Origin of the sequence: Streptococcus sp. 23.2, assembly GCF_016648665.1 — a bacterium.
GTDB lineage: Bacteria > Bacillota > Bacilli > Lactobacillales > Streptococcaceae > Streptococcus > Streptococcus salivarius_E.
On sequence record NZ_JACLQJ010000001.1, the window covers coordinates 1 to 20,228 of the forward strand.

A 20,228-nucleotide genomic window follows, 5' to 3' on the forward strand; every position below is an offset into this window, starting at 1 on the left:
TATCCGCCATAGCTCAGTTGGTAGTAGCGCATGACTGTTAATCATGATGTCGTAGGTTCGAGTCCTACTGGCGGAGTATAATTCCCATTGCTAGACGTAGGTCTAGCTTTTTTTTGTTAAGTTATTTACTTGTTAAAAGTTTAAATTTCAGATATGATTATACTATATTTTAAATTGAGAGGTATTCTATGTCAAATTTTGCATCTGCTTTTACAACTATTTCTGTTTCTTCGGCCAAGGAGAATATTGATACAGCTGATAAATTTATTTTATTTATTGGACGTCCTTCTTGTCCATATTGTCAACTTTTTGAACCTAAATTATCAAATGTGGCACGTAATTCAAATCTTACTATTTTCTATATTAATAGCGAAAATAGTGAAGAATTAGAAGATATTCAAGCTTTACGTAAAAGATATGGTATTGCTACAGTTCCTGCTCTCTTTGTTTCAGAAAATGGTGCTGCTAAGGTTGTATGTGACTCTTCTCTTTCTGAGGATGATATTTTAGATTTTATTTCTTAGTCTTTTTGGAGGTTCTTATGTTTATTTGTAAACACGAGGTCCAGTATTATGAAACAGATCGAATGGGTATTACTCATCATTCTAATTATGTTCGATGGATGGAAGAGGCGAGAACTTTTTTTCTAAGAGAGATAGGTTGGCCTTATGAAAAAATTGAAGAGGAGGGAATTATCTCTCCTGTTACTTCAATTTCCTGTGACTATAAAGCTACTTCTACTTTTGCAGATGTAATTTCTATCGAGATTAATGTTAAAAGAGTTAAATCTGCCAAACTTACTTTTGTATACAATATGGTAAATCAAAACGGAATCCTTGTTTGTACAGCTGTTTCTGAACATAGTTTCTTGTCTAAGGACGGTGGTTTTGTCAATCTTAAAAGAGATTATTCGTCATTTTTTAATCTTTTAAAAGAGCATTCAGTTATGAAATAAAAAAGAAGAAAATTAAATCGATTTTCTTCTTTTATTCGGCAAGGAGTTTTTGATAAATAGCTAAATTTTCATCATCAAATACGTTAAATATTACTTTTTTTATTATACTTGACTCGTCAATAAAGGTTTTGACTGTTTGAATGGCTATTTTGGCAGCTTCTTGTTTTGGAAAATTGAAATCTCCAGTTGATAGACATGGTATAGCAATTGATTCAATGTTATTTTTCTCAGCTAGTGCTAATACTGAAAGATAACTTTTTGCTAAAAGATCTTCATCAATTTGTGTCGGTTGGTCTACTATTTTTGGACCTACTGTATGAATGACAAAGGCAGAAGGAAGATTGTAAGCTGGGGTGATTTTAGCCATGCCAACGGGTTCTTCATATCCTTGTTCTAAGATGAGTTCGAAACAAGCTTGGCGTAACTGAACACCTGCGTATGTATGAATAGCGTTATCTACACAATCATGAAGTGGTTTCATACATCCAAGTAAGGTTTTATTAGCTGCATTTACGATTGCATCTACTTCGAGTCTTGTAATATCCCCTTTCCAGAGGTAGATTCGATCATCTTGTGGAATGTGCTGGAGTGAACTGAGTTGTACAAATCCACGTTCCCCTTTCCTAACTTGTAGGTAAAGGTCTTGTATTGTCAAGAATTGTGTTGATGCTGCCATTGGTTTACGTGTATTAAAGAGCGCTCTGAGAAGCTTTTGCTTTTCCTCGAGTTCTTCTGGGATAATTAAATCATGTAATTCTAGATTTTCTTTTTTGAGTTCACCTATGAGATAGGTAATCATTGCATCTTTATCCATATTTACTCATTTCTATTTTTATAGTTTTTTATTATTATACTCCCAAGATAGGCTGTGAGCAAGTGATGTCTATGATAGGCAATGACTAATATTTGATAAGAATTTTTTATGTATGTGTCAAATTCTTGCAATGGTCTTTAGAATCATATAGAATAGGTCTACAAAAGTTTTATAATGTCTAGGAGGATGAATATATGACACAAGTAGTAACAGATGCTACATTTGAACAAGAAACAGCTGAAGGACTCGTTTTGATTGATTTTTGGGCAACATGGTGTGGGCCTTGCTTGATGCAAGCACCAATTCTTGAGCAACTTTCTGAAGAGATTTCAGAAGATGAACTTAAGATTGTTAAAATTGATGTTGATGAGAACCCAGAAACAGCTCAGAAGTTTGGAATCATGTCTATTCCAACTTTACTCTTCAAAAAAGATGGTGAGGTTGTTAAGCAAGTTGCAGGTGTACATACAAAAGAACAAATTAAAGCTATCGTTGCAGAGCTTAGCTAACTAATCTTCACAGTCCCGTTTAGGGATTTTTATTTTTAATTTATTCGAACGACGAGGAGAGTCTTATGTCTTATTCATTTCAAAATCCTAGTGCTGAGGTTATAGAATCTTATTTAAAATCAGCAAAGACGATTGCAATTGTAGGTCTATCTCATCGCAAGGAGGCAGCATCTTATCAGGTTGCTCATTTTCTACAAGTTGCTGGTTATCGTATCATACCAGTAAATCCTCAACTAGAAGGCCAGGAGCTTCTTGGAGAGCATGTTTATGCTTATCTTAAAGATATCCCATTTTCGATTGATATTGTTGATGTATTTAGACGAAGTGAGTTTTTACCAGATGTTGCTTATGATTTTCTTGAGACGGATGCAAAAGTTTTTTGGAGTCAAATTGGTCTTGAGAATGAGGAGGCTGAGACTATTCTTCGTCAAGCGAATAGACAGGATATTGTAATGAATCGTTGTACAAAGAGAGAATATATGCGACTCTTTGTTTAATAAAATGAAAAGGTGAGTGAGCTATGCTCGCTCGTTTTTGTTATAATAGAACTATGGTTGAAATTTTTGATACGCATACCCATCTTAATGTGGATAATTTTGCAGGAAAAGAACAAGAAGAAATAGATTTTGCAGCTGAACTAGGTGTTGTTAAAATGAATATTGTCGGTTTTGATAAACCAACAATAAATAAATCTTTAGCACTATCAGAGAGTTATGATCAATTATATAGTACGATTGGATGGCATCCTACGGAAGCGGGGTCCTATTCTCAGGAAATTGAGGATATGATTGTATCACAATTGGATAATCCGAAAGTAGTGGCACTTGGGGAAATCGGTTTGGATTATTATTGGATGGAAGATCCTAAAGAAACTCAGATTGATGTCTTTAAGCGTCAAATAGCTTTGTCAAAGGAACACAATTTACCTTTTGTTGTCCATACACGTGATGCACTTGAGGATACTTACGCTGTTATTAAAGAAGTTGGTGTTGGTCCTCGTGGGGGGATTATGCACTCATACTCAGGATCCCTAGAAATGGCTCAAAAATTTGTTGATCTTGGAATGATGATTTCATTTTCAGGTGTTGTAACTTTTAAGAAGGCTTTGGATGTCCAAGAAGCTGCTCAGAAGTTACCTTTAGATAAGATTCTTGTTGAAACGGATGCACCGTATTTGGCACCTGTTCCCAAACGTGGTCGTGAGAATCGTACAGGCTATACACGTTACGTAGTAGACAAGATTGCTGAGCTTCGTGGTTTAACGAGTGAAGAAGTGGCTAGGGCTACTTATGACAATGCGATGAGGATTTTTTGTCTGGATGAATAAAATAAAGATTCAAGAAGTCATCGTCGTAGAAGGTAAGGATGATACGGCAAATTTGAGACGTTTTTATGAGGTGGATACCTATGAGACTAGAGGATCCGCTATTAATGAGGATGACTTAGAGCGTATCGATAAGCTTAATGAATTACATGGAGTGATTGTTTTTACTGATCCAGACTATAATGGTGAACGTATCCGTAAAATCATTATGGAAGCTGTTCCGACAGCAAAACATGCTTTTTTAAACCGTGGGGAAGCAACACCAAAATCTAAGACTAAAGGTCGTTCATTGGGTGTTGAGCATGCGAGTTTTGAGGATCTTCAAAAGGCCTTATCTGGAGTTTTAGGTAGTTACGATGATGATAATCAGTTTGATATTAGTAAATCAAATCTTATGAAGTTAGGGCTACTAATGGGAGCAGATAGTCGAAAGCGTCGAGAATATTTGGGCGAGGTGCTTCGTATTGGTTATTGCAATGGAAAGCAGCTTTTAAAGCGTTTGGAATTGTTTGGAATCACATTAGAGGAGCTAGAAGAGGCTATGTCAAATTACTAGATTACCAGTGATTTTAACATCAAATCGCTACTAAGTAGCTTATTATTGAGGTTGGGATAATTAAGGGTTTGGACCTGTTTTGTGTCCAAATATAAAAATCGAGAAAATAATAAGAAAAGAGAATAAATGAGAATTGCAGATTATAGCGTGACCAAGGCTGTCCTTGAACGCCATGGCTTTACCTTTAAGAAGTCTTTTGGACAGAACTTCTTAACAGATACAAATATTTTACAAAAAATTGTTGATACGGCAGAGATCGATAAAAATGTCAATGTAATCGAAATTGGACCTGGTATCGGAGCATTAACAGAATTCTTAGCTGAAAATGCTGCGGAAGTTATGGCTTTTGAAATTGATGATCGCTTGGTTCCGATTTTAGAGGATACATTACGTGATCATGAAAATGTTAACGTAATTAATGAAGATGTTCTCAAGGCGGATTTACAGACACGTGTCAAAGAGTTTAAAAATCCAGAACTACCAATTAAGGTAGTCGCCAATTTGCCATATTATATTACGACGCCAATTTTGATGCATTTGATTGAGAGTAAGATTCCTTTTGCAGAATTTGTTGTTATGATGCAAAAAGAGGTTGCTGACCGTATTTCTGCAGAGCCTAATAGCAAGGCTTATGGTTCTCTATCAATTGCTGTGCAGTATTATATGACTGCTAAAGTGGCATTTGTTGTCCCTCGTACAGTCTTTGTACCAGCCCCGAATGTTGACTCAGCAATTTTGAAGATGACGCGCCGTGAACAACCGTTGGTTGAAGTTAAAGATGAGGATTTCCTTTTCCGAGTGGCTAAGGCTAGCTTTGTCCATCGTCGTAAGACATTGTGGAATAATTTAACAAATCATTTTGGTAAATCTGAAGAAGTGAAAAGCAAACTTGAGCAGGCTTTGGAAATTGCTGATATAAAACCTTCTATTCGTGGAGAGGCTCTATCTATTTCTGATTTTGCACACTTATCAGATGCTTTGAGTGAAGCAGGTCTATAATTCAAAAATCCCACTGAAATTCAGTGGGATTTTTAGCTATGCGGAGAAAGGGATTTGAACCCTCACGCTTGAAAAAGCACATGCGCCTGAAGCATGCGTGTCTGCCATTCCACCACCTCCGCAGTGATAGGATTATTATACTGCAAATTACTAAAAATGCAAGGAGCTTAAGGAAATGGAAATGTGGTTTGTTTTGGATCAGAAAAGCGTGTTGTTTTGTGGTATAATAGGGCTATTAAACGATTGAGGAGTTCACTTGCAAGGAAGAATTATCAAAGCACTGGCAGGTTTCTATTATGTAGAGCATGATGGTGTTGTATACCAGACGCGTGCGCGAGGAAATTTTAGAAAAAAAGGACAAACACCTTACGTTGGGGATTTTGTCGAATTTTCAGCAGAGGAAAATTCAGAAGGCTATATCCTTAAAATTGATCAACGAATCAATAGCTTAGTGCGTCCACCCATTGTCAATATAGATCAGGCTGTGGTTATTATGTCTGCTAAGGAACCGGACTTCAATAGTAATCTTTTGGACCGTTTTTTGGTTTTACTAGAGCATAAAAATATAAAACCTGTAATCTATATTTCTAAGATGGATTTGGTTGAAGATGATTCAGAAATGAAGGTTATTCAAAAACAGTATCAAAAAATTGGTTTTGATTTTGTCTTCAGTTTGGAAGACCTATTGCCGCTCTTGACTGATAAAATAACAGTCTTTATGGGACAGACAGGTGTTGGAAAATCAACCTTGTTGAACCGTATTGCCCCACAGTTACATTTAGAAACAGGTGAGATTTCAGACAGTTTAGGTCGTGGGCGTCATACTACAAGGGCTGTAAGTCTTTATGATGTTCATGGAGGGAAGATTGCTGATACACCAGGATTCTCTTCGCTAGATTATGAAGTGGATAATGTCGAGGACTTGAGTGAAGCTTTTCCAGAAATCCGTCAAGCTAGTCATGGCTGTAAATTCCGTTCTTGTACTCATACCCATGAGCCTTCTTGTGCTGTTAAGGATGAGGTTGAAGATGGCCAAATATGGCAAGTCCGTTATGATAATTACCTTCAATTTTTAAGTGAAATTGAAAACCGTCGTGAAACATATAAAAAAACTGTAAAAAGAAAGTAGGTCTCTCATGTCTTATAAAATTGCTCCGTCTATCCTAGCTGCTGACTATGCTAATTTTGCTTCAGAACTAGCTCGTATTGATGCATCAGGTGCGGAATATGTTCACATTGATATTATGGATGGTCAATTTGTCCCTAATATCAGTTGGGGAGCAGATGTGGTCGCTAGCATGCGTAAACATAGCAAGTTGGTTTTTGATTGCCACCTTATGGTTGTTGATCCTGAACGTTATGTGGATGCCTATGCACAAGCTGGTGCAGATATCATGACTATTCATGTTGAAGCCACTAAACATATCCATGGTGCCCTCCAGAAAATCAAAGCTGCTGGTATGAAAGCAGGTGTTGTGATTAATCCTGGAACCCCAGTCGAGGCACTTATTCCTGTACTTGATTTAGTGGATCAAGTACTTATTATGACTGTAAATCCAGGTTTTGGTGGTCAGGCGTTCATTCCAGAAATGATGTCTAAAGTAGAGCGTGTTGTGGAGCTTCGCGAAAAAGGTGGCTATTCATTCGATATTGAAGTTGATGGTGGTGTAGATAACAACACTATTGCAGCATGTGCCAAGGCGGGGGCTAATGTTTTTGTAGCGGGCTCTTACCTCTTCAAAAATCCTGATTTGACAGCGCAAGTTCAAACGCTTCGTGATGCTATCGATGCCTAAAATAGCTTTATTTGTCGGTGGTGAGCTAGAGTGGTTCACTACCGATTTTGATTATTTTGTTGGGGTGGATCGCGCGTGCTTACGTTTGTTGGAGTTAGGTTTGCCTCTTGATTTGGCTGTCGGAGACTTTGATTCAGTATCACGGTCAGAGTTAGAGATGATTCAATCAGCTGCCAAAGATTGTAGGCTTGCTCCAGCTGAAAAGGATGACACGGATACAGAGTTAGCCCTAAAAATTATATTTCAATTATATCCTGAGGCAGAAGTAACTATTTTCGGTGCTTTTGGTGGCAGAATTGATCATATGTTATCAAATCTATTTTTGGTCAGCGATCCTGATTTAGTTCCTTTTATGAGGAATATCTGTTTGCGAGATAAGCAAAATAAGATTACTTATTATTCAGAAGGAAGTCATAAAGTTTTACCAGAACCCGGAATGACATATGTTTCTTTTTTACATGAAGGTGATGGAGAACTGACGATTTTGGGAGCAAAATACGAATTAACTAGTATGAATTATTTCCAAAAGAAAATCTATTCTAGCAATGAGTTCGTTGATGGTCCAATTCAAGTGCTTGTGCCAAATGGATATGTGATTGTCATCCAGACTAAAGATAGGAGTTAGTATGATCTATCTACTTACACTTTTAACTTTATTAAGCTTTGGGATTCTTATTGTTCTTTTCTTGAGAAATATGGAGTTAAAAGAACAGATTAATAAGGGTTTGGAAGAAAATGCAGATAATCTTTCAGATCAAATTTCGTTTCAATTGGAAAGTTTTGCTAAGACAAACCAACTGGAAACGACAAAGCAATTGAACCAATTGCAGATGGAACTATATCAACAGTTGACAGATATCCGAGAAGTTTTACATCAAAATTTGTCTGATAATCGAGACCGTTCTGACCAACGTCTTGAGCAAATAAACCAAAGCTTAACCAAAGCTGTTAAAGATATGCAGGATTCCAATGAGAAACGTTTGGAACAAATGCGTCAGACAGTTGAAGAGAAACTTGAGCAAACCCTACAAACACGTTTACAAGCCTCTTTTGAGACAGTTTCAAGACAGTTAGAGTCAGTTAACCAGGGCTTAGGGGAAATGAAAAATGTAGCCAAGGATGTCGGAAGTCTTAACAAGGTCCTTTCAAATACAAAAACACGAGGCATTCTGGGAGAGCTTCAATTAGGACAAATTATTGAAGACATATTGACTGTTAATCAGTACGAACGAGAATTTCCTACGGTATCAGGTTCAAGTGAACGAGTTGAATATGCAATCAAAATGCCAGGAAACCATAAAGACGAATATATCTACCTTCCCATTGATTCTAAGTTTCCTTTGGAAGATTACTATCGTCTGGAAGATGCTTATGAGTCTGGTAATAAAGAGGAAATTGAGAATCACCGTAAGTCTCTTTTGACTAGTATTAAGCGATTTGCCAAGGATATTAACAAGAAGTATCTTAACCCACCTGAAACCACAAATTTTGGTATATTATTTTTGCCGACGGAAGGACTTTATGCTGAGGTAGTACGCCAACCAGCCTTCTTTGACGCCCTTCGTCGCGAGGAGAATATTGTTATCGCAGGGCCGTCAACTTTATCAGCACTCTTGAATTCATTGTCCGTAGGATTTAGAACTTTGAATATTCAAAAGAATGCAGATGATATTAGTAAGGTTTTAGGCAATGTCAAACTAGAATTTAGCAAGTTTGGAGATATGTTAGCTAAAGCTCAGAGACAATTGAATACAGCAAGTAAAACAGTCGATAGTCTTCTCAACACAAGGAGTAGGGCAATTGTTAGAGCTCTTGATACAATTGAAACCTATCAAGACAGTGCGACACAAAGTTTGTTAGATTTACCACGATTAGAAAACGAGGACAAGCATGAAGATTAATCAAATGAAAAAAGACGAGTATTTTGAAGGTTTTTATCTGATTAAGCGTGCAGAGGTACGTAAGACAAGAGCAGGAAAGGATTATATTGCCTTTACTTTTCAGGATGATACTGGAGAGATTTCAGGAAACATGTGGGATGCTCAGCCTTATAATGTCGAAGAATTTACCGCAGGTAAAGTAGTGCATATGGAGGGGCGTCGAGAAGTTTATAATAATACTCCTCAGGTAAACCAAATAACCTTACGCTTGCCTACATTTGGTGAGCCAAATGATCCAGCTGATTTCAAAGAGAAACCACCGGTAAATCCTACTGAAGTACGCGAATACCTAGAGCAAATGATTTTCAAGATTGAGGAAGCAACTTGGCAGCGTGTTGTTCGTGCTCTTTATCGAAAGTATAATAAAGAGTTTTTCACTTTTCCAGCTGCTAAAACAAATCACCATGCTTTTGAAAGTGGACTAGCCTATCATACGGCTACTATGGTTCGCCTAGCGGACAGCATTGGAGATATTTATCCAGAGCTCAATAAGAGTCTACTTTTTGCAGGGATTATGCTTCATGATTTAGCTAAGGTTATTGAACTTACTGGTCCTGAAAACACTGAGTATACGGTTCGTGGGAACTTAATTGGTCATATTGCCTTGATTGATGAAGAAATTACCAAGGTCCTTGTGGAACTTAATATTGACGATACGCGTGAGGATGTCGTTGTTTTGCGTCATGTTATTCTCAGCCACCACGGACAACTGGAGTATGGTAGCCCAGTTCGCCCGCGTATTATGGAAGCAGAAATTATTCATATGATTGATAATCTTGATGCCAGTATGATGATGATGACGACAGCTCTTAACCTAGTAGGACCAGGAGAAATGACAAATCGTCTCTTTGCTATGGATAATCGTTCCTTCTACAAGCCAAAATTTGATTAAAATCGAAATTAAGCGAGCATTTTATATGAAAATGTTCGTTTTTTGCTGTATTATGGTATAATAGTTAAAAAGTACAGAAAATATAGGTAACATATGAAATTAAAACGAAGTGAACGCATGGTAGTGATTTCAAACTACCTAATTAATAATCCCTATCAATTGACAAGTCTCAATACTTTTGCAGAGCGATATGAAGCTGCTAAGTCTTCAATCTCAGAAGATGTTGCTATCATTAAAAAAGCTTTTGAGGAAAGTCAAATAGGAGAAATCGAAACAGTAACTGGTGCATCTGGCGGTGTTATGTTTACACCGACCATTTCTGATGAAGATGCAAGAAGTCTGGTTGAAGATCTTTGTAAACGTCTTTCAGAGAGTGATCGTATCTTACCAGGTGGTTATCTCTACTTATCTGATTTATTGAGTACACCATCTATTTTGAAAAATGTTGGTCGTATCATTGCTAGTGCCTTTAAGGGACAAAAAATTGATGCCGTTATGACTGTAGCAACTAAAGGAGTTCCTTTAGCAAATGCAGTAGCAGATGTCTTGAACATTCCGTTTGTTATTGTTCGCCGTGACTTAAAAATTACAGAAGGTTCAACTGTATCGGTAAACTACGTTAGTGGTTCAAGTGACCGTATTGAAAAGATGTTCCTTTCAAAACGTAGTTTGAAACCCAATAGCCGCGTCCTTATTGTTGACGATTTTCTTAAAGGTGGTGGTACCATTACGGGTATGATTAGCTTGCTTTCAGAATTTGATAGTGAGTTAGTAGGTGTAGCTGTATTCGCAGAAAATGCCAAGGGCGATCGTGATATCCATGAATATAAATCATTACTTACTGTTTCTGACATTGATGTAAAAGCACAGAAGGTAGAAGTTGAAGTCGGTAATATTTTTGACAAGTAATTAATCTACGATATTATTCCTAATTTGATGATTAGGAATTTTTCTTTTTAACAAGAAACTGTTGACAATAACTATCGAAAAATGATATTATACTAGACGGTACTTTTTACTTTTGGTCTCTCAAAAGTGTACAGAGACGTGCTGACATAAGTTGCAAAAGTACACACAGATATGGGCTGTCACCAAGTGCCATATCAACCAAAAATAAAAAAACACAGGAGAATGTAGATGCCTACAATTAACCAATTGGTTCGTAAACCACGTCAATCAAAAGTTGTTAAATCTAAATCACCAGCTTTGAACGTTGGTTACAATAGCCACAAAAAAGTTCAAACTAACGTATCTTCACCACAAAAACGTGGTGTTGCAACACGTGTTGGAACAATGACACCTAAGAAACCTAACTCAGCCCTTCGTAAATTCGCTCGTGTACGTTTGAGCAACCTTATCGAAGTTACTGCTTACATCCCAGGTATCGGACACAACCTCCAAGAACACAGCGTTGTTCTTATCCGTGGTGGACGTGTAAAAGACCTTCCAGGGGTACGTTACCACATCGTCCGTGGTGCACTTGATACTGCAGGTGTAGCTGATCGTAAACAAAGCCGTTCTAAATACGGTGCTAAACGTCCTAAAGGATAAGAAGGGAGATAAGATAAAATGAGTCGTAAAAATAGAGCGCCTAAACGCGAAGTATTGGCAGATCCATTGTACAATTCAAAAATCGTTACACGTCTTATCAACCGTGTAATGCTTGACGGTAAACGTGGTACTGCTGCAACAATCGTATACGATGCTTTCGAGCAAATTAAAGAAGCAACTGGAAACGATGCTCTTGAAGTATTTGAAACAGCTATGGACAACATCATGCCTGTACTTGAAGTACGTGCACGTCGTGTAGGTGGTTCAAACTACCAAGTCCCAGTTGAAGTTCGTCCAGAACGTCGTACAACTCTTGGTCTTCGTTGGTTGGTTAACGCATCACGTGCGCGTGGTGAACACACTATGAAAGATCGTCTTGCAAAAGAAATCATGGATGCTGCAAACAACACTGGTGCATCAGTTAAGAAACGTGAAGATACTCACAAAATGGCTGAAGCAAACCGTGCCTTTGCACACTTCCGCTGGTAATCATAAGTTTCAAGCTGAATTACAGTCATATATTCATAAGATAAGATTATGGATTTGTAATAGGCTGACTTTGAATTCAAATAATATCATTCCTATCATTTGAAAACCAGTTAAATATTAGTGAAAAACGGGTAGGTCCTGCCTATCCGTTTTTTGACAATAATGTTATAATAAATAAGTAAACTAAAATATTTATAGGAGAATAAACCTAATGGCACGCGAATTTTCACTTGCAAAAACTCGTAATATCGGTATCATGGCCCACGTCGATGCCGGTAAAACAACTACAACAGAGCGTATCCTTTACTACACTGGTAAAATCCACAAAATCGGTGAAACTCACGAAGGTGCATCACAAATGGACTGGATGGAGCAAGAACAAGAACGTGGTATCACCATCACATCTGCCGCTACAACAGCACAATGGGATGGTCACCGCGTTAACATCATCGATACACCAGGACACGTGGACTTCACAATCGAAGTACAACGTTCACTCCGTGTATTGGATGGTGCCGTAACCGTTCTTGACTCACAATCAGGTGTAGAACCTCAAACTGAAACAGTTTGGCGTCAAGCAACTGAGTATGGTGTTCCACGTATCGTATTTGCCAACAAAATGGATAAAATCGGTGCAGACTTCCTTTACTCAGTAAGCACACTTCACGATCGTCTTCAAGCAAACGCTCACCCAATCCAATTGCCAATCGGTGCTGAAGATGATTTCCGTGGTATCATTGACTTGATTAAAATGAAAGCTGAAATCTATACTAATGACCTTGGTACAGATATTCTTGAAGAAGATATTCCAGCAGATTACGTTGATCAAGCAAACGAATACCGTGAAAAATTGATCGAAGCAGTTGCTGAAACTGACGAAGATTTGATGATGAAATACCTTGAAGGTGAAGAAATCACTAACGAGGAATTGAAAGCAGCTATCCGTCGTGCAACAATCAATGTTGAATTCTTCCCAGTTCTTTGTGGTTCTGCCTTCAAGAACAAAGGTGTTCAATTGATGCTTGATGCGGTTATCGATTACCTTCCAAGCCCACTTGATATCCCTGCAATCAAAGGTATCAACCCAGATACAGACGAAGAAGAAACTCGTCCAGCATCTGATGATGAGCCATTTGCAGCTCTTGCCTTCAAGATCATGACTGACCCATTTGTAGGTCGTTTGACATTTATCCGTGTTTACTCAGGTATCCTTCAATCAGGTTCATACGTAATGAACACATCTAAAGGTAAACGTGAACGTATCGGACGTATCCTTCAAATGCACGCTAACAGCCGTCAAGAAATTGAACAAGTATACGCCGGTGATATCGCTGCTGCTATCGGTTTGAAAGATACTACAACTGGTGACTCATTGACTGATGAAAAAGCTAAAGTTATTCTTGAGTCAATCGAAGTTCCAGAACCAGTTATCCAATTGATGGTTGAGCCTAAGACTAAAGCTGACCAAGATAAGATGGGTATTGGTCTTCAAAAACTTGCTGAAGAAGATCCAACATTCCGTGTTGAAACTAACCCTGAAACTGGTGAAACAGTTATCTCTGGTATGGGTGAACTTCACCTTGATGTCCTTGTTGACCGTTTGAAACGTGAACACAAAGTTGAAGCAAACGTAGGTGCTCCACAAGTATCATACCGTGAAACATTCCGTGCAGCTACACAAGCACGTGGATTCTTCAAACGTCAATCTGGTGGTAAAGGTCAGTTTGGTGATGTTTGGATTGAATTTACTCCAAATGAAGAAGGTAAAGGTTTCGAATTCGAAAATGCTATCGTCGGTGGTGTGGTTCCACGTGAATTCATCCCTGCAGTAGAAAAAGGATTGGAAGAATCTATGGCTAACGGTGTCCTTGCTGGATACCCAATGGTTGACATCAAAGCTAAACTTTACGATGGTTCATACCACGATGTCGATTCATCTGAAACTGCCTTCAAGATCGCTGCGTCTCTTGCACTTAAAGAAGCTGCTAAGACTGCACAACCAACTATCCTTGAACCAATGATGCTTGTAACAATCACTGTTCCTGAAGAAAACCTTGGTGATGTTATGGGTCACGTTACAGCTCGTCGTGGACGTGTTGATGGTATGGAAGCACATGGTAACAGCCAAATTGTTCGTGCATATGTTCCACTTGCTGAAATGTTCGGTTATGCAACAACACTTCGTTCTGCAACACAAGGACGTGGTACATTCATGATGGTATTTGACCACTATGAAGATGTTCCTAAATCAGTTCAAGAAGAAATCATCAAGAAAAATTCTGGTGAAGCTTAATTAGAACTTATAAAGTTAAGGTACTTATGAAAGTAAGTGCCTTTTCTGTTTGCAATTTTTTGAAAAAAATTATATAATATGACTGTTGAAAGGTTGAGTTGAAAGCGCTCAAGTTAATCTTTTCACAATAGGGAGAGCTTGCTCTCAAAATTATATTTATTTGATTTTCATAAGGAGGAAATCACTAATGGTAGTTAAAGTTGGTATTAACGGTTTCGGTCGTATCGGTCGTCTTGCTTTCCGTCGTATCCAAAATGTAGAAGGTGTTGAAGTTACACGCATCAATGACCTTACAGATCCAGTTATGCTTGCACACTTGTTGAAATACGACACAACTCAAGGTCGTTTCGACGGTACTGTTGAAGTTAAAGATGGTGGATTTGAAGTTAATGGTAAATTCGTTAAAGTTTCTGCTGAACGTGACCCAGAACAAATTGACTGGGCTAACGACGGTGTAGAAATCGTTCTTGAAGCAACTGGTTTCTTTGCTAAGAAAGATGCTGCTGAAAAACACTTGCACGAAGGTGGAGCTAAGAAAGTTGTTATCACTGCTCCTGGTGGAAACGATGTTAAAACAATCGTATTTAACACTAACCACGACATCCTTGACGGTACTGAAACAGTTATCTCAGGTGCTTCATGTACTACAAACTGCTTGGCTCCAATGGCTAAAGCATTGCAAGATAACTTCGGTGTTAAACAAGGTTTGATGACTACTATCCACGCTTACACTGGTGACCAAATGATCCTTGACGGACCACACCGTGGTGGTGACCTTCGTCGTGCACGTGCTGGTGCTGCAAACATCGTTCCTAACTCAACTGGTGCTGCTAAAGCTATCGGTTTGGTTATCCCAGAATTGAACGGTAAACTTGACGGTGCTGCACAACGTGTTCCAGTTCCAACTGGATCAGTTACTGAATTGGTAGCAGTTCTTGAAAAAGACGTTACTGTTGATGAAGTGAACGCAGCTATGAAAGCAGCTTCAAACGAATCATTCGGTTACACTGAAGATCCAATCGTATCTTCAGATATCGTAGGTATTTCTTACGGTTCATTGTTTGATGCAACTCAAACTAAAGTACAAACTGTTGATGGTAAACAATTGGTTAAAGTTGTTTCTTGGTACGACAACGAAATGTCATACACTTCACAACTTGTACGTACTCTTGAATACTTCGCGAAAATCGCTAAATAATTCAATTGTATAAAAAGAAGAGCTTCGGCTCTTTTTTTATTTCTCAAAATAATAAAACAGCCGTATAAATTGGCTGTCATAATCTTAGTAGTATTGTGATTTATGAATAAGCTAGAAGGCATTCCAAATAAGTAGAAAGAGCATGACACAACCCCAGGAGTTTTTATTGTGTTTTTGAATGGCTAGCATACCATAAATTAGTATAAAAACGGTAAGTGCTTCAAATAAGGTATAGATATCAAAACCAATGATTCCATGGATAAGAAGGCAAAAAATCGCACAAGTTATTGCTCCACTATCTAACCAAGAGTAAGGAGATGGAAAACGTATGCGTATCTTTTCAGCGATGACTACATAGTTAAATCCTTCCCAGAATCCCCAAATAAGACAGATGAATAGGTATGCTAGGATATTACTAGGAAATGATTGTATCATTACTTCTTTTGTTAATTGTATTGATTGAAGAGGTAGATAGGAATGAATCTGGTGAGTAACTACTTTCAATATGATAAGTGGTAAGGCTATAAGAAGAGATTGAAAAAGGGTAGGAACTAGATTTTTTGTGATTAATCTAAAGTATCTGAAAGATTCTTTACGATAAAGCATAACAGTGCTGGTTCCCAAGCCTGCAATGGCAAATTGACAACTGGCTAATAAGATTAATCGAAGCCATAGTGGTACTGAGGTTTGCTTAGTGTAGGAAAAAAGAGTTGGTTTAAAAGTAAGAAAGAGTAGAAGAGGAACAAGGGTAAGAATGAGGATTACATTTAGATCATAGTCAGCTTGTTGCTGCCTATTGTTTAGTTGTTTTTTCATAGCTTTTTTACCTTTCTATTTTGATTATATGATAAATGTATTATACTAGCAATAAGCTAGAAATCCTTCTGATTTTGCTATCTCTTTTATGCATTTTGTGATATAATGAAAACGTATTAAAAAATTAAGGAGTCTGATCAAATGGCTAAATTGACTGTTAAAGATGTTGACTTGAAAGGGAAAAAAGTTCTCGTTCGTGTTGACTTCAACGTACCTGTAAAAGATGGCGTGATCACTAACGATAACCGTATCACTGCTGCTCTTCCAACTATCAAGTACATTCTTGAACAAGGCGGACGTGCAATCCTCTTCTCTCACCTTGGACGTGTAAAAGAAGAAGCTGATAAGGAAGGAAAATCACTTGCTCCTGTAGCCGCTGACTTGGCTGCGAAATTGGGTCAAGACGTTAAATTTATCCCAGGCGTTACACGTGGTGCAGAATTGGAAGCAGCTGTTAATGCTCTTGAAGATGGACAAGTTCTCTTGGTTGAAAACACTCGTTTTGAAGATGTTGATGGCAAGAAAGAATCTAAAAACGATCCTGAACTTGGTAAATACTGGGCATCACTTGGAGATGGTATCTTCGTAAACGATGCATTCGGTACAGCTCACCGTGCACACGCATCTAACGTTGGTATCTCAGCAAATGTTGACAAAGCTGCTGCTGGCTTCCTTCTTGAAAACGAAATTGCTTACATCAAAGAAGCAGTTGAAACTCCAGAACGTCCATTCGTAGCTATCCTTGGTGGTTCTAAAGTATCTGATAAGATTGGTGTTATCGAAAACCTTCTTGCAAAAGCTGATAAAGTTCTTATCGGTGGTGGTATGACTTACACGTTCTACAAAGCACAAGGTATCGAAATCGGTAACTCACTTGTAGAAGAAGATAAACTTGATGTTGCTAAAGCTCTTCTTGAAAAATCAAATGGTAAATTGATCTTGCCAGTTGACTCAAAAGAAGCTAATGCATTTGCTGACTACACTGAAGTTAAAGACACTGAAGGTGAAGCAGTAGACCCAGGTTTCCTTGGTTTGGATATCGGTCCTAAATCAATTGCTGAATTCGATAAAGCCTTGACTGGTGCGAAAACAGTTGTATGGAATGGTCCTATGGGTGTATTTGAAAACCCTGACTTCCAAGCTGGTACAATCGGTGTGATGGACGCTATCGTGAAACAACCAGGCGTTAAATCAATCATCGGTGGTGGTGACTCAGCTGCCGCAGCAATCAACCTTGGACGTGCAGATAAATTCTCATGGATTTCTACTGGTGGTGGTGCTTCTATGGAACTTCTTGAAGGTAAAGAACTTCCAGGATTGGCTGCACTTACTGATAAATAAGTCTATTAGAATGAAAAGAGTTGGGAAACCAACTCTTTTTTGTGTCATCTCATTGAGTATTTGATAGAGGCTAAAACTATTATTGGGAAGTAAATTTCTCTCAAAAAATTGCGATTATTAGTTTGAACTTTGCGACATAATACTGTAGAAGTAGCCAAAAGTTTCATAATCATGTTAAAATAGTAAGATGGGATTGAAATTTGAACCGAAAAAATTTAAATTTGGTATGCGTACACTTAAGACGGGGATTGCTGTCTTTCTAGTTTTAGGTCTTTTTTCTGCTTTAGGCTGGGAAGGGCTTCAGATTGGTTGTTTGACAGCAGTCTTTAGTCTTCGAGAAAACTTTGATAGAAGTATTCAGTTTGGTAAGTCACGTATTTTTGCGAATACGGTTGGAGGGCTTTTGTCGCTATTATTTTACTTTGTGAATATGTGGTTTAATCATTCAGTTTGGGTTACCTTGCTATTGGTTCCAATTTTGACCATGCTGACGATTGTCATTAATGTGTCTTTTAATAATGCATCTGGTGTTATTGGAGGGGTGGCTGCACTTCTGATTATTACCTTGTCCATTCCACCTGATAATACCTTTACTTATGTTATTGCTAGAGTCTTTGAAACTTTCTGTGGAGTCTTTATAGCAATCCTTGTCAATTATGATTATGATTGGCTACTTAAACATTTAAAATAAGAATGATAGGGTTCTATTGGACTCTATTTTTTATGATTTTTCGATAAAATCCTTAAATTAGAGCGAATACACAATGTAATGTTCGGGAATTGCTTGTTGTGTAAGAAAAAGTAACATAAACTGTTGACATGTAGAAATATTCAGAATATAATTGTTAGGAAAGGAGGATAATCATGGCAAGAGAGAAAGAATTAAGGCGTTCTCTAGCTGTTTTTCCGATTGGAACAGTTATGAAGTTGACGGATTTAACCGCTCGTCAAATTCGTTACTATGAAGATCAAGGTTTAATTCAACCTGAACGTACAGCTGGAAATCGTCGGATGTACTCATTAAATGATATGGATCGTTTATTGGAAATCAAAGATTTTTTGGATGATGGTTACAATATTGCAGCGATTAAACATGAGTACGAAGAGCGTGAAGTTCGTGCCCAACAAAAACAAGTGGCTTTAACAGATGCGGACGTTCGACGTATCTTGCATGATGAACTCCTTCAGCAAGGCCGTTTTACGACCCCGTCACAACAATTTGGTAACTTGCGTATCTAATTACGCTTTGAACTTTTATTTTTGGTTTTTATAAAGGAGACCCCTATTATGGCAATCACAGCAGCTGATATTCGTCGCGAAGTCAAAGAGAAGAATGTTACTTTCTTGCGTTTAATGTTCTCTGATATCCTTGGTGTTATGAAGAACGTTGAAATTCCTGCGACAGATGAACAGTTGGATAAGGTACTTTCAAATAAAGCTATGTTTGATGGTTCATCAATCGAGGGATTTGTTCGTATCAACGAATCTGATATGTATCTTTATCCAGATCTTGATACGTGGACAGTTTTCCCTTGGGGCGATGAAAATGGTGCAGTAGCTGGTCTTATTTGTGATATCTATACTTCTGCGGGTGAACCATTTGCTGGTGACCCTCGTGGTAACTTGAAAAAAGCTTTGCGTCATATGGAAGAAGTTGGTTATAAATCATTTAACCTTGGACCAGAACCAGAATTTTTCCTTTTCAAATTAGATGAGCAAGGTAATCCTACGCTTGAAGTTAACGATAAAGGTGGTTATTTTGACCTTGCACCAACTGACCTTGCAGACAACACACGTCGTGAAATCGTTAATGTGTTGACAGAAATGGGATTTGATGTTGAGGCATCTCACCATGAAGTGGCGGTTGGTCAACATGAAATCGACTTCAAGTATACAGATGTTTTGAAGGCTTGTGATAATATCCAAATTTTCAAATTGGTTGTTAAGACAATCGCTCGTAAACATGGTCTTTATGCGACATTTATGGCGAAACCTAAATATGGTATTGCTGGTAGCGGTATGCACTGTAACATGTCTCTCTTCACTGAAGAAGGAAATGCATTCTTTGATCCAGAGGATCCACGTGGTATGCAATTGTCTCAAGACGCTTACTACTTCCTTGGTGGTTTGATGAAACATGCATACAACTATACTGCAATTATTAACCCAACAGTTAACTCTTACAAACGTTTGGTTCCTGGATACGAAGCTCCTGTATATATTGCATGGGCAGGTAGCAACCGTTCACCATTAATCCGCGTTCCTGCGTCTCGTGGTATGGGTACACGTTTGGAATTGCGTTCAGTAGACCCAATGGCAAACCCATACTTGGCACTTGCTGTACTTTTGGAAGCAGGTCTTGATGGTATTATCAACAAGATTGATGCTCCAGATCCAGTTGAAACAAATATCTACTCAATGTCTCCTGAAGAACGTAAAGAAGCTGGTATTATTGATTTGCCATCAACACTTCGTAACGCTCTTAAAGCATTGGAAACAGATGAAGTGGTTCGTCAAGCTTTGGGTAATCATATCTATACAAACTTCCTTGATGCGAAACGTATGGAATGGGCAAGCTATGCTACCTTTGTTTCACAATGGGAAATTGATAACTACTTGGACATTTATTAAGAAATTAAATTTGAAAATCAGGTATAACCTGATTTTCTTTTTCTTTTAAATTCATTAAGTTCTTGGACAAATTACGTAGTTTTAACTGAGCTGTTTTCTTTTGTCATATTTCTTTATTCTCCCT

23 protein-coding genes and 2 tRNA genes are annotated in these 20,228 nt (G+C 38.0%); 22 read left to right on the forward strand and 3 right to left on the reverse strand.

Features of this window, described 5'->3' with window-relative positions:
- Positions 1-2 precede the first annotated feature (2 nt).
- The 3 genes from H7T98_RS00005 to H7T98_RS00015 all read left to right on the forward strand — a co-directional run bounded on the left by H7T98_RS00005 (position 3) and on the right by H7T98_RS00015 (position 955).
- Positions 3-76 (forward strand) — tRNA-Asn (locus H7T98_RS00005).
- 112 nt (positions 77-188) lie between these two features.
- Positions 189-524 (forward strand): conjugal transfer protein TraF, encoded by a 336-nt coding sequence (traF, locus tag H7T98_RS00010; protein ID WP_201060955.1) that lies wholly within the window; start codon positions 189-191, stop codon positions 522-524.
- 17 nt (positions 525-541) lie between these two features.
- On the forward strand, positions 542-955 hold the full coding sequence (locus tag H7T98_RS00015) for an acyl-CoA thioesterase (protein ID WP_201060957.1): 414 nt from the start codon (positions 542-544) through the stop codon (positions 953-955).
- 31 nt (positions 956-986) lie between these two features.
- Here the strand turns inward: H7T98_RS00015 and H7T98_RS00020 are convergent, their stop codons facing one another.
- The gene (locus H7T98_RS00020) at positions 987-1,769 is read right to left on the reverse strand and encodes a protein-ADP-ribose hydrolase (protein ID WP_201060959.1); all 783 of its coding nucleotides are present in this window, start codon (positions 1,767-1,769) and stop codon (positions 987-989) included.
- A gap of 194 nt (positions 1,770-1,963) precedes the next feature.
- Here H7T98_RS00020 and trxA point away from each other — a divergent pair, with 194 nt between their 5' ends.
- The 5 genes from trxA to rsmA all read left to right on the forward strand — a co-directional run bounded on the left by trxA (position 1,964) and on the right by rsmA (position 5,157).
- On the forward strand, positions 1,964-2,278 hold the full coding sequence (trxA, locus tag H7T98_RS00025) for a thioredoxin (RefSeq protein WP_002884315.1): 315 nt from the start codon (positions 1,964-1,966) through the stop codon (positions 2,276-2,278).
- Positions 2,279-2,343: 65 nt separating this feature from the next.
- Positions 2,344-2,775, forward strand: coding sequence for a CoA-binding protein (locus tag H7T98_RS00030; RefSeq protein WP_201060961.1), 432 nt, complete (start codon positions 2,344-2,346; stop codon positions 2,773-2,775).
- A 53-nt stretch (positions 2,776-2,828) separates the two neighbouring features.
- Positions 2,829-3,605, forward strand: coding sequence for a TatD family hydrolase (locus H7T98_RS00035; RefSeq protein ID WP_155213464.1), 777 nt, complete (start codon positions 2,829-2,831; stop codon positions 3,603-3,605).
- Positions 3,598-4,158 carry a ribonuclease M5 gene (rnmV, locus tag H7T98_RS00040; RefSeq protein WP_155213462.1) on the forward strand — a complete coding sequence of 187 codons (561 nt, stop codon included), beginning with the start codon at positions 3,598-3,600 and terminating at the stop codon, positions 4,156-4,158. Before H7T98_RS00035 ends, rnmV begins: the two co-directional genes overlap by 8 nt.
- Positions 4,159-4,284: 126 nt before the next feature.
- Complete coding sequence (gene rsmA / locus H7T98_RS00045) at positions 4,285-5,157, forward strand: 16S rRNA (adenine(1518)-N(6)/adenine(1519)-N(6))-dimethyltransferase RsmA (RefSeq protein ID WP_155213460.1); 873 nt, start codon at positions 4,285-4,287, stop codon at positions 5,155-5,157.
- Between the two features lie 39 nt (positions 5,158-5,196).
- Here the strand turns inward: rsmA and H7T98_RS00050 are convergent.
- A tRNA-Leu gene (locus tag H7T98_RS00050) sits at positions 5,197-5,279 on the reverse strand.
- 134 nt (positions 5,280-5,413) lie between these two features.
- Here H7T98_RS00050 and rsgA point away from each other — a divergent pair.
- The 10 genes from rsgA (at position 5,414) to gap (ending at position 15,316) form a co-directional block, all read left to right on the forward strand.
- Positions 5,414-6,286, forward strand: coding sequence for a ribosome small subunit-dependent GTPase A (rsgA, locus tag H7T98_RS00055; RefSeq protein ID WP_201060963.1), 873 nt, complete (start codon positions 5,414-5,416; stop codon positions 6,284-6,286).
- 7 nt (positions 6,287-6,293) lie between these two features.
- A complete protein-coding gene (gene rpe, locus H7T98_RS00060; protein WP_002884311.1) occupies positions 6,294-6,953 on the forward strand; it encodes a ribulose-phosphate 3-epimerase in 660 nt (219 codons plus the stop codon).
- Entirely contained in the window at positions 6,946-7,578 is a 633-nt protein-coding gene (locus H7T98_RS00065) for a thiamine diphosphokinase (protein WP_201036119.1), read from the forward strand. The genes rpe and H7T98_RS00065 overlap by 8 nt, the downstream gene beginning before the upstream one ends.
- A 1-nt stretch (position 7,579) precedes the next feature.
- A complete protein-coding gene (gene rmuC, locus H7T98_RS00070; protein WP_037598490.1) occupies positions 7,580-8,854 on the forward strand; it encodes a DNA recombination protein RmuC in 1,275 nt (424 codons plus the stop codon).
- Positions 8,844-9,785: a 3'-5' exoribonuclease YhaM family protein gene (locus H7T98_RS00075; RefSeq protein WP_175057809.1), complete on the forward strand. Its 942-nt coding sequence runs from the start codon at positions 8,844-8,846 to the stop codon at positions 9,783-9,785. The genes rmuC and H7T98_RS00075 overlap by 11 nt, the downstream gene beginning before the upstream one ends.
- A 93-nt stretch (positions 9,786-9,878) precedes the next feature.
- Positions 9,879-10,694, forward strand: a complete 816-nt coding sequence (gene purR, locus H7T98_RS00080) for a pur operon repressor (protein WP_002891918.1) — start codon at positions 9,879-9,881, stop codon at positions 10,692-10,694.
- 228 nt (positions 10,695-10,922) lie between these two features.
- Positions 10,923-11,336, forward strand: a complete 414-nt coding sequence (rpsL, locus tag H7T98_RS00085; protein WP_002884809.1) for a 30S ribosomal protein S12 — start codon at positions 10,923-10,925, stop codon at positions 11,334-11,336.
- A gap of 18 nt (positions 11,337-11,354) precedes the next feature.
- On the forward strand, positions 11,355-11,825 hold the full coding sequence (gene rpsG, locus H7T98_RS00090) for a 30S ribosomal protein S7 (RefSeq protein WP_002884746.1): 471 nt from the start codon (positions 11,355-11,357) through the stop codon (positions 11,823-11,825).
- A gap of 211 nt (positions 11,826-12,036) precedes the next feature.
- Entirely contained in the window at positions 12,037-14,118 is a 2,082-nt protein-coding gene (fusA, locus tag H7T98_RS00095) for an elongation factor G (RefSeq protein WP_002891917.1), read from the forward strand.
- 187 nt (positions 14,119-14,305) lie between these two features.
- Positions 14,306-15,316 (forward strand): type I glyceraldehyde-3-phosphate dehydrogenase, encoded by a 1,011-nt coding sequence (gene gap, locus H7T98_RS00100; RefSeq protein WP_002884461.1) that lies wholly within the window; start codon positions 14,306-14,308, stop codon positions 15,314-15,316.
- Between the two features lie 111 nt (positions 15,317-15,427).
- On the opposite strand, the gene H7T98_RS00105 is transcribed toward gap, so the two are convergent.
- Complete coding sequence (locus tag H7T98_RS00105) at positions 15,428-16,132, reverse strand: hypothetical protein (protein ID WP_175057808.1); 705 nt, start codon at positions 16,130-16,132, stop codon at positions 15,428-15,430.
- A gap of 141 nt (positions 16,133-16,273) precedes the next feature.
- Between H7T98_RS00105 and H7T98_RS00110 the strand changes: the two genes are divergently transcribed.
- The 4 genes from H7T98_RS00110 to glnA all read left to right on the forward strand — a co-directional run bounded on the left by H7T98_RS00110 (position 16,274) and on the right by glnA (position 20,104).
- Positions 16,274-17,473 (forward strand): phosphoglycerate kinase, encoded by a 1,200-nt coding sequence (locus H7T98_RS00110; protein ID WP_175057807.1) that lies wholly within the window; start codon positions 16,274-16,276, stop codon positions 17,471-17,473.
- Between the two features lie 187 nt (positions 17,474-17,660).
- Positions 17,661-18,164 carry an FUSC family protein gene (locus H7T98_RS00115; RefSeq protein WP_002884568.1) on the forward strand — a complete coding sequence of 168 codons (504 nt, stop codon included), beginning with the start codon at positions 17,661-17,663 and terminating at the stop codon, positions 18,162-18,164.
- Positions 18,165-18,337: 173 nt separating this feature from the next.
- Positions 18,338-18,712, forward strand: coding sequence for a MerR family transcriptional regulator (locus tag H7T98_RS00120; protein WP_008535631.1), 375 nt, complete (start codon positions 18,338-18,340; stop codon positions 18,710-18,712).
- Between the two features lie 48 nt (positions 18,713-18,760).
- The gene (gene glnA / locus H7T98_RS00125) at positions 18,761-20,104 is read left to right on the forward strand and encodes a type I glutamate--ammonia ligase (RefSeq protein ID WP_002884322.1); all 1,344 of its coding nucleotides are present in this window, start codon (positions 18,761-18,763) and stop codon (positions 20,102-20,104) included.
- Positions 20,105-20,228 lie beyond the last annotated feature (124 nt).

Bases quoted from the DNA above. Each gene is read 5' to 3' on its own strand.
- H7T98_RS00115 (WP_002884568.1), top strand. From the start codon at position 17,661: ATGGGATTGAAATTTGAACCGAAAAAATTTAAATTTGGTATGCGTACA.
- H7T98_RS00110 (WP_175057807.1), top strand. From the start codon at position 16,274: ATGGCTAAATTGACTGTTAAAGATGTTGACTTGAAAGGGAAAAAAGTT.
- traF (WP_201060955.1), top strand. From the start codon at position 189: ATGTCAAATTTTGCATCTGCTTTTACAACTATTTCTGTTTCTTCGGCC.
- H7T98_RS00020 (WP_201060959.1), bottom strand. From the start codon at position 1,769: ATGGATAAAGATGCAATGATTACCTATCTCATAGGTGAACTCAAAAAA.
- rpe (WP_002884311.1), top strand. From the start codon at position 6,294: ATGTCTTATAAAATTGCTCCGTCTATCCTAGCTGCTGACTATGCTAAT.
- rmuC (WP_037598490.1), top strand. From the start codon at position 7,580: ATGATCTATCTACTTACACTTTTAACTTTATTAAGCTTTGGGATTCTT.
- H7T98_RS00035 (WP_155213464.1), top strand. From the start codon at position 2,829: ATGGTTGAAATTTTTGATACGCATACCCATCTTAATGTGGATAATTTT.
- H7T98_RS00015 (WP_201060957.1), top strand. From the start codon at position 542: ATGTTTATTTGTAAACACGAGGTCCAGTATTATGAAACAGATCGAATG.
- H7T98_RS00120 (WP_008535631.1), top strand. From the start codon at position 18,338: ATGGCAAGAGAGAAAGAATTAAGGCGTTCTCTAGCTGTTTTTCCGATT.
- H7T98_RS00030 (WP_201060961.1), top strand. From the start codon at position 2,344: ATGTCTTATTCATTTCAAAATCCTAGTGCTGAGGTTATAGAATCTTAT.
- glnA (WP_002884322.1), top strand. From the start codon at position 18,761: ATGGCAATCACAGCAGCTGATATTCGTCGCGAAGTCAAAGAGAAGAAT.
- purR (WP_002891918.1), top strand. From the start codon at position 9,879: ATGAAATTAAAACGAAGTGAACGCATGGTAGTGATTTCAAACTACCTA.
- H7T98_RS00105 (WP_175057808.1), bottom strand. From the start codon at position 16,132: ATGAAAAAACAACTAAACAATAGGCAGCAACAAGCTGACTATGATCTA.
- fusA (WP_002891917.1), top strand. From the start codon at position 12,037: ATGGCACGCGAATTTTCACTTGCAAAAACTCGTAATATCGGTATCATG.
- rsmA (WP_155213460.1), top strand. From the start codon at position 4,285: ATGAGAATTGCAGATTATAGCGTGACCAAGGCTGTCCTTGAACGCCAT.
- trxA (WP_002884315.1), top strand. From the start codon at position 1,964: ATGACACAAGTAGTAACAGATGCTACATTTGAACAAGAAACAGCTGAA.
- rnmV (WP_155213462.1), top strand. From the start codon at position 3,598: ATGAATAAAATAAAGATTCAAGAAGTCATCGTCGTAGAAGGTAAGGAT.
- rpsG (WP_002884746.1), top strand. From the start codon at position 11,355: ATGAGTCGTAAAAATAGAGCGCCTAAACGCGAAGTATTGGCAGATCCA.
- H7T98_RS00075 (WP_175057809.1), top strand. From the start codon at position 8,844: ATGAAGATTAATCAAATGAAAAAAGACGAGTATTTTGAAGGTTTTTAT.
- gap (WP_002884461.1), top strand. From the start codon at position 14,306: ATGGTAGTTAAAGTTGGTATTAACGGTTTCGGTCGTATCGGTCGTCTT.
- rpsL (WP_002884809.1), top strand. From the start codon at position 10,923: ATGCCTACAATTAACCAATTGGTTCGTAAACCACGTCAATCAAAAGTT.
- H7T98_RS00065 (WP_201036119.1), top strand. From the start codon at position 6,946: ATGCCTAAAATAGCTTTATTTGTCGGTGGTGAGCTAGAGTGGTTCACT.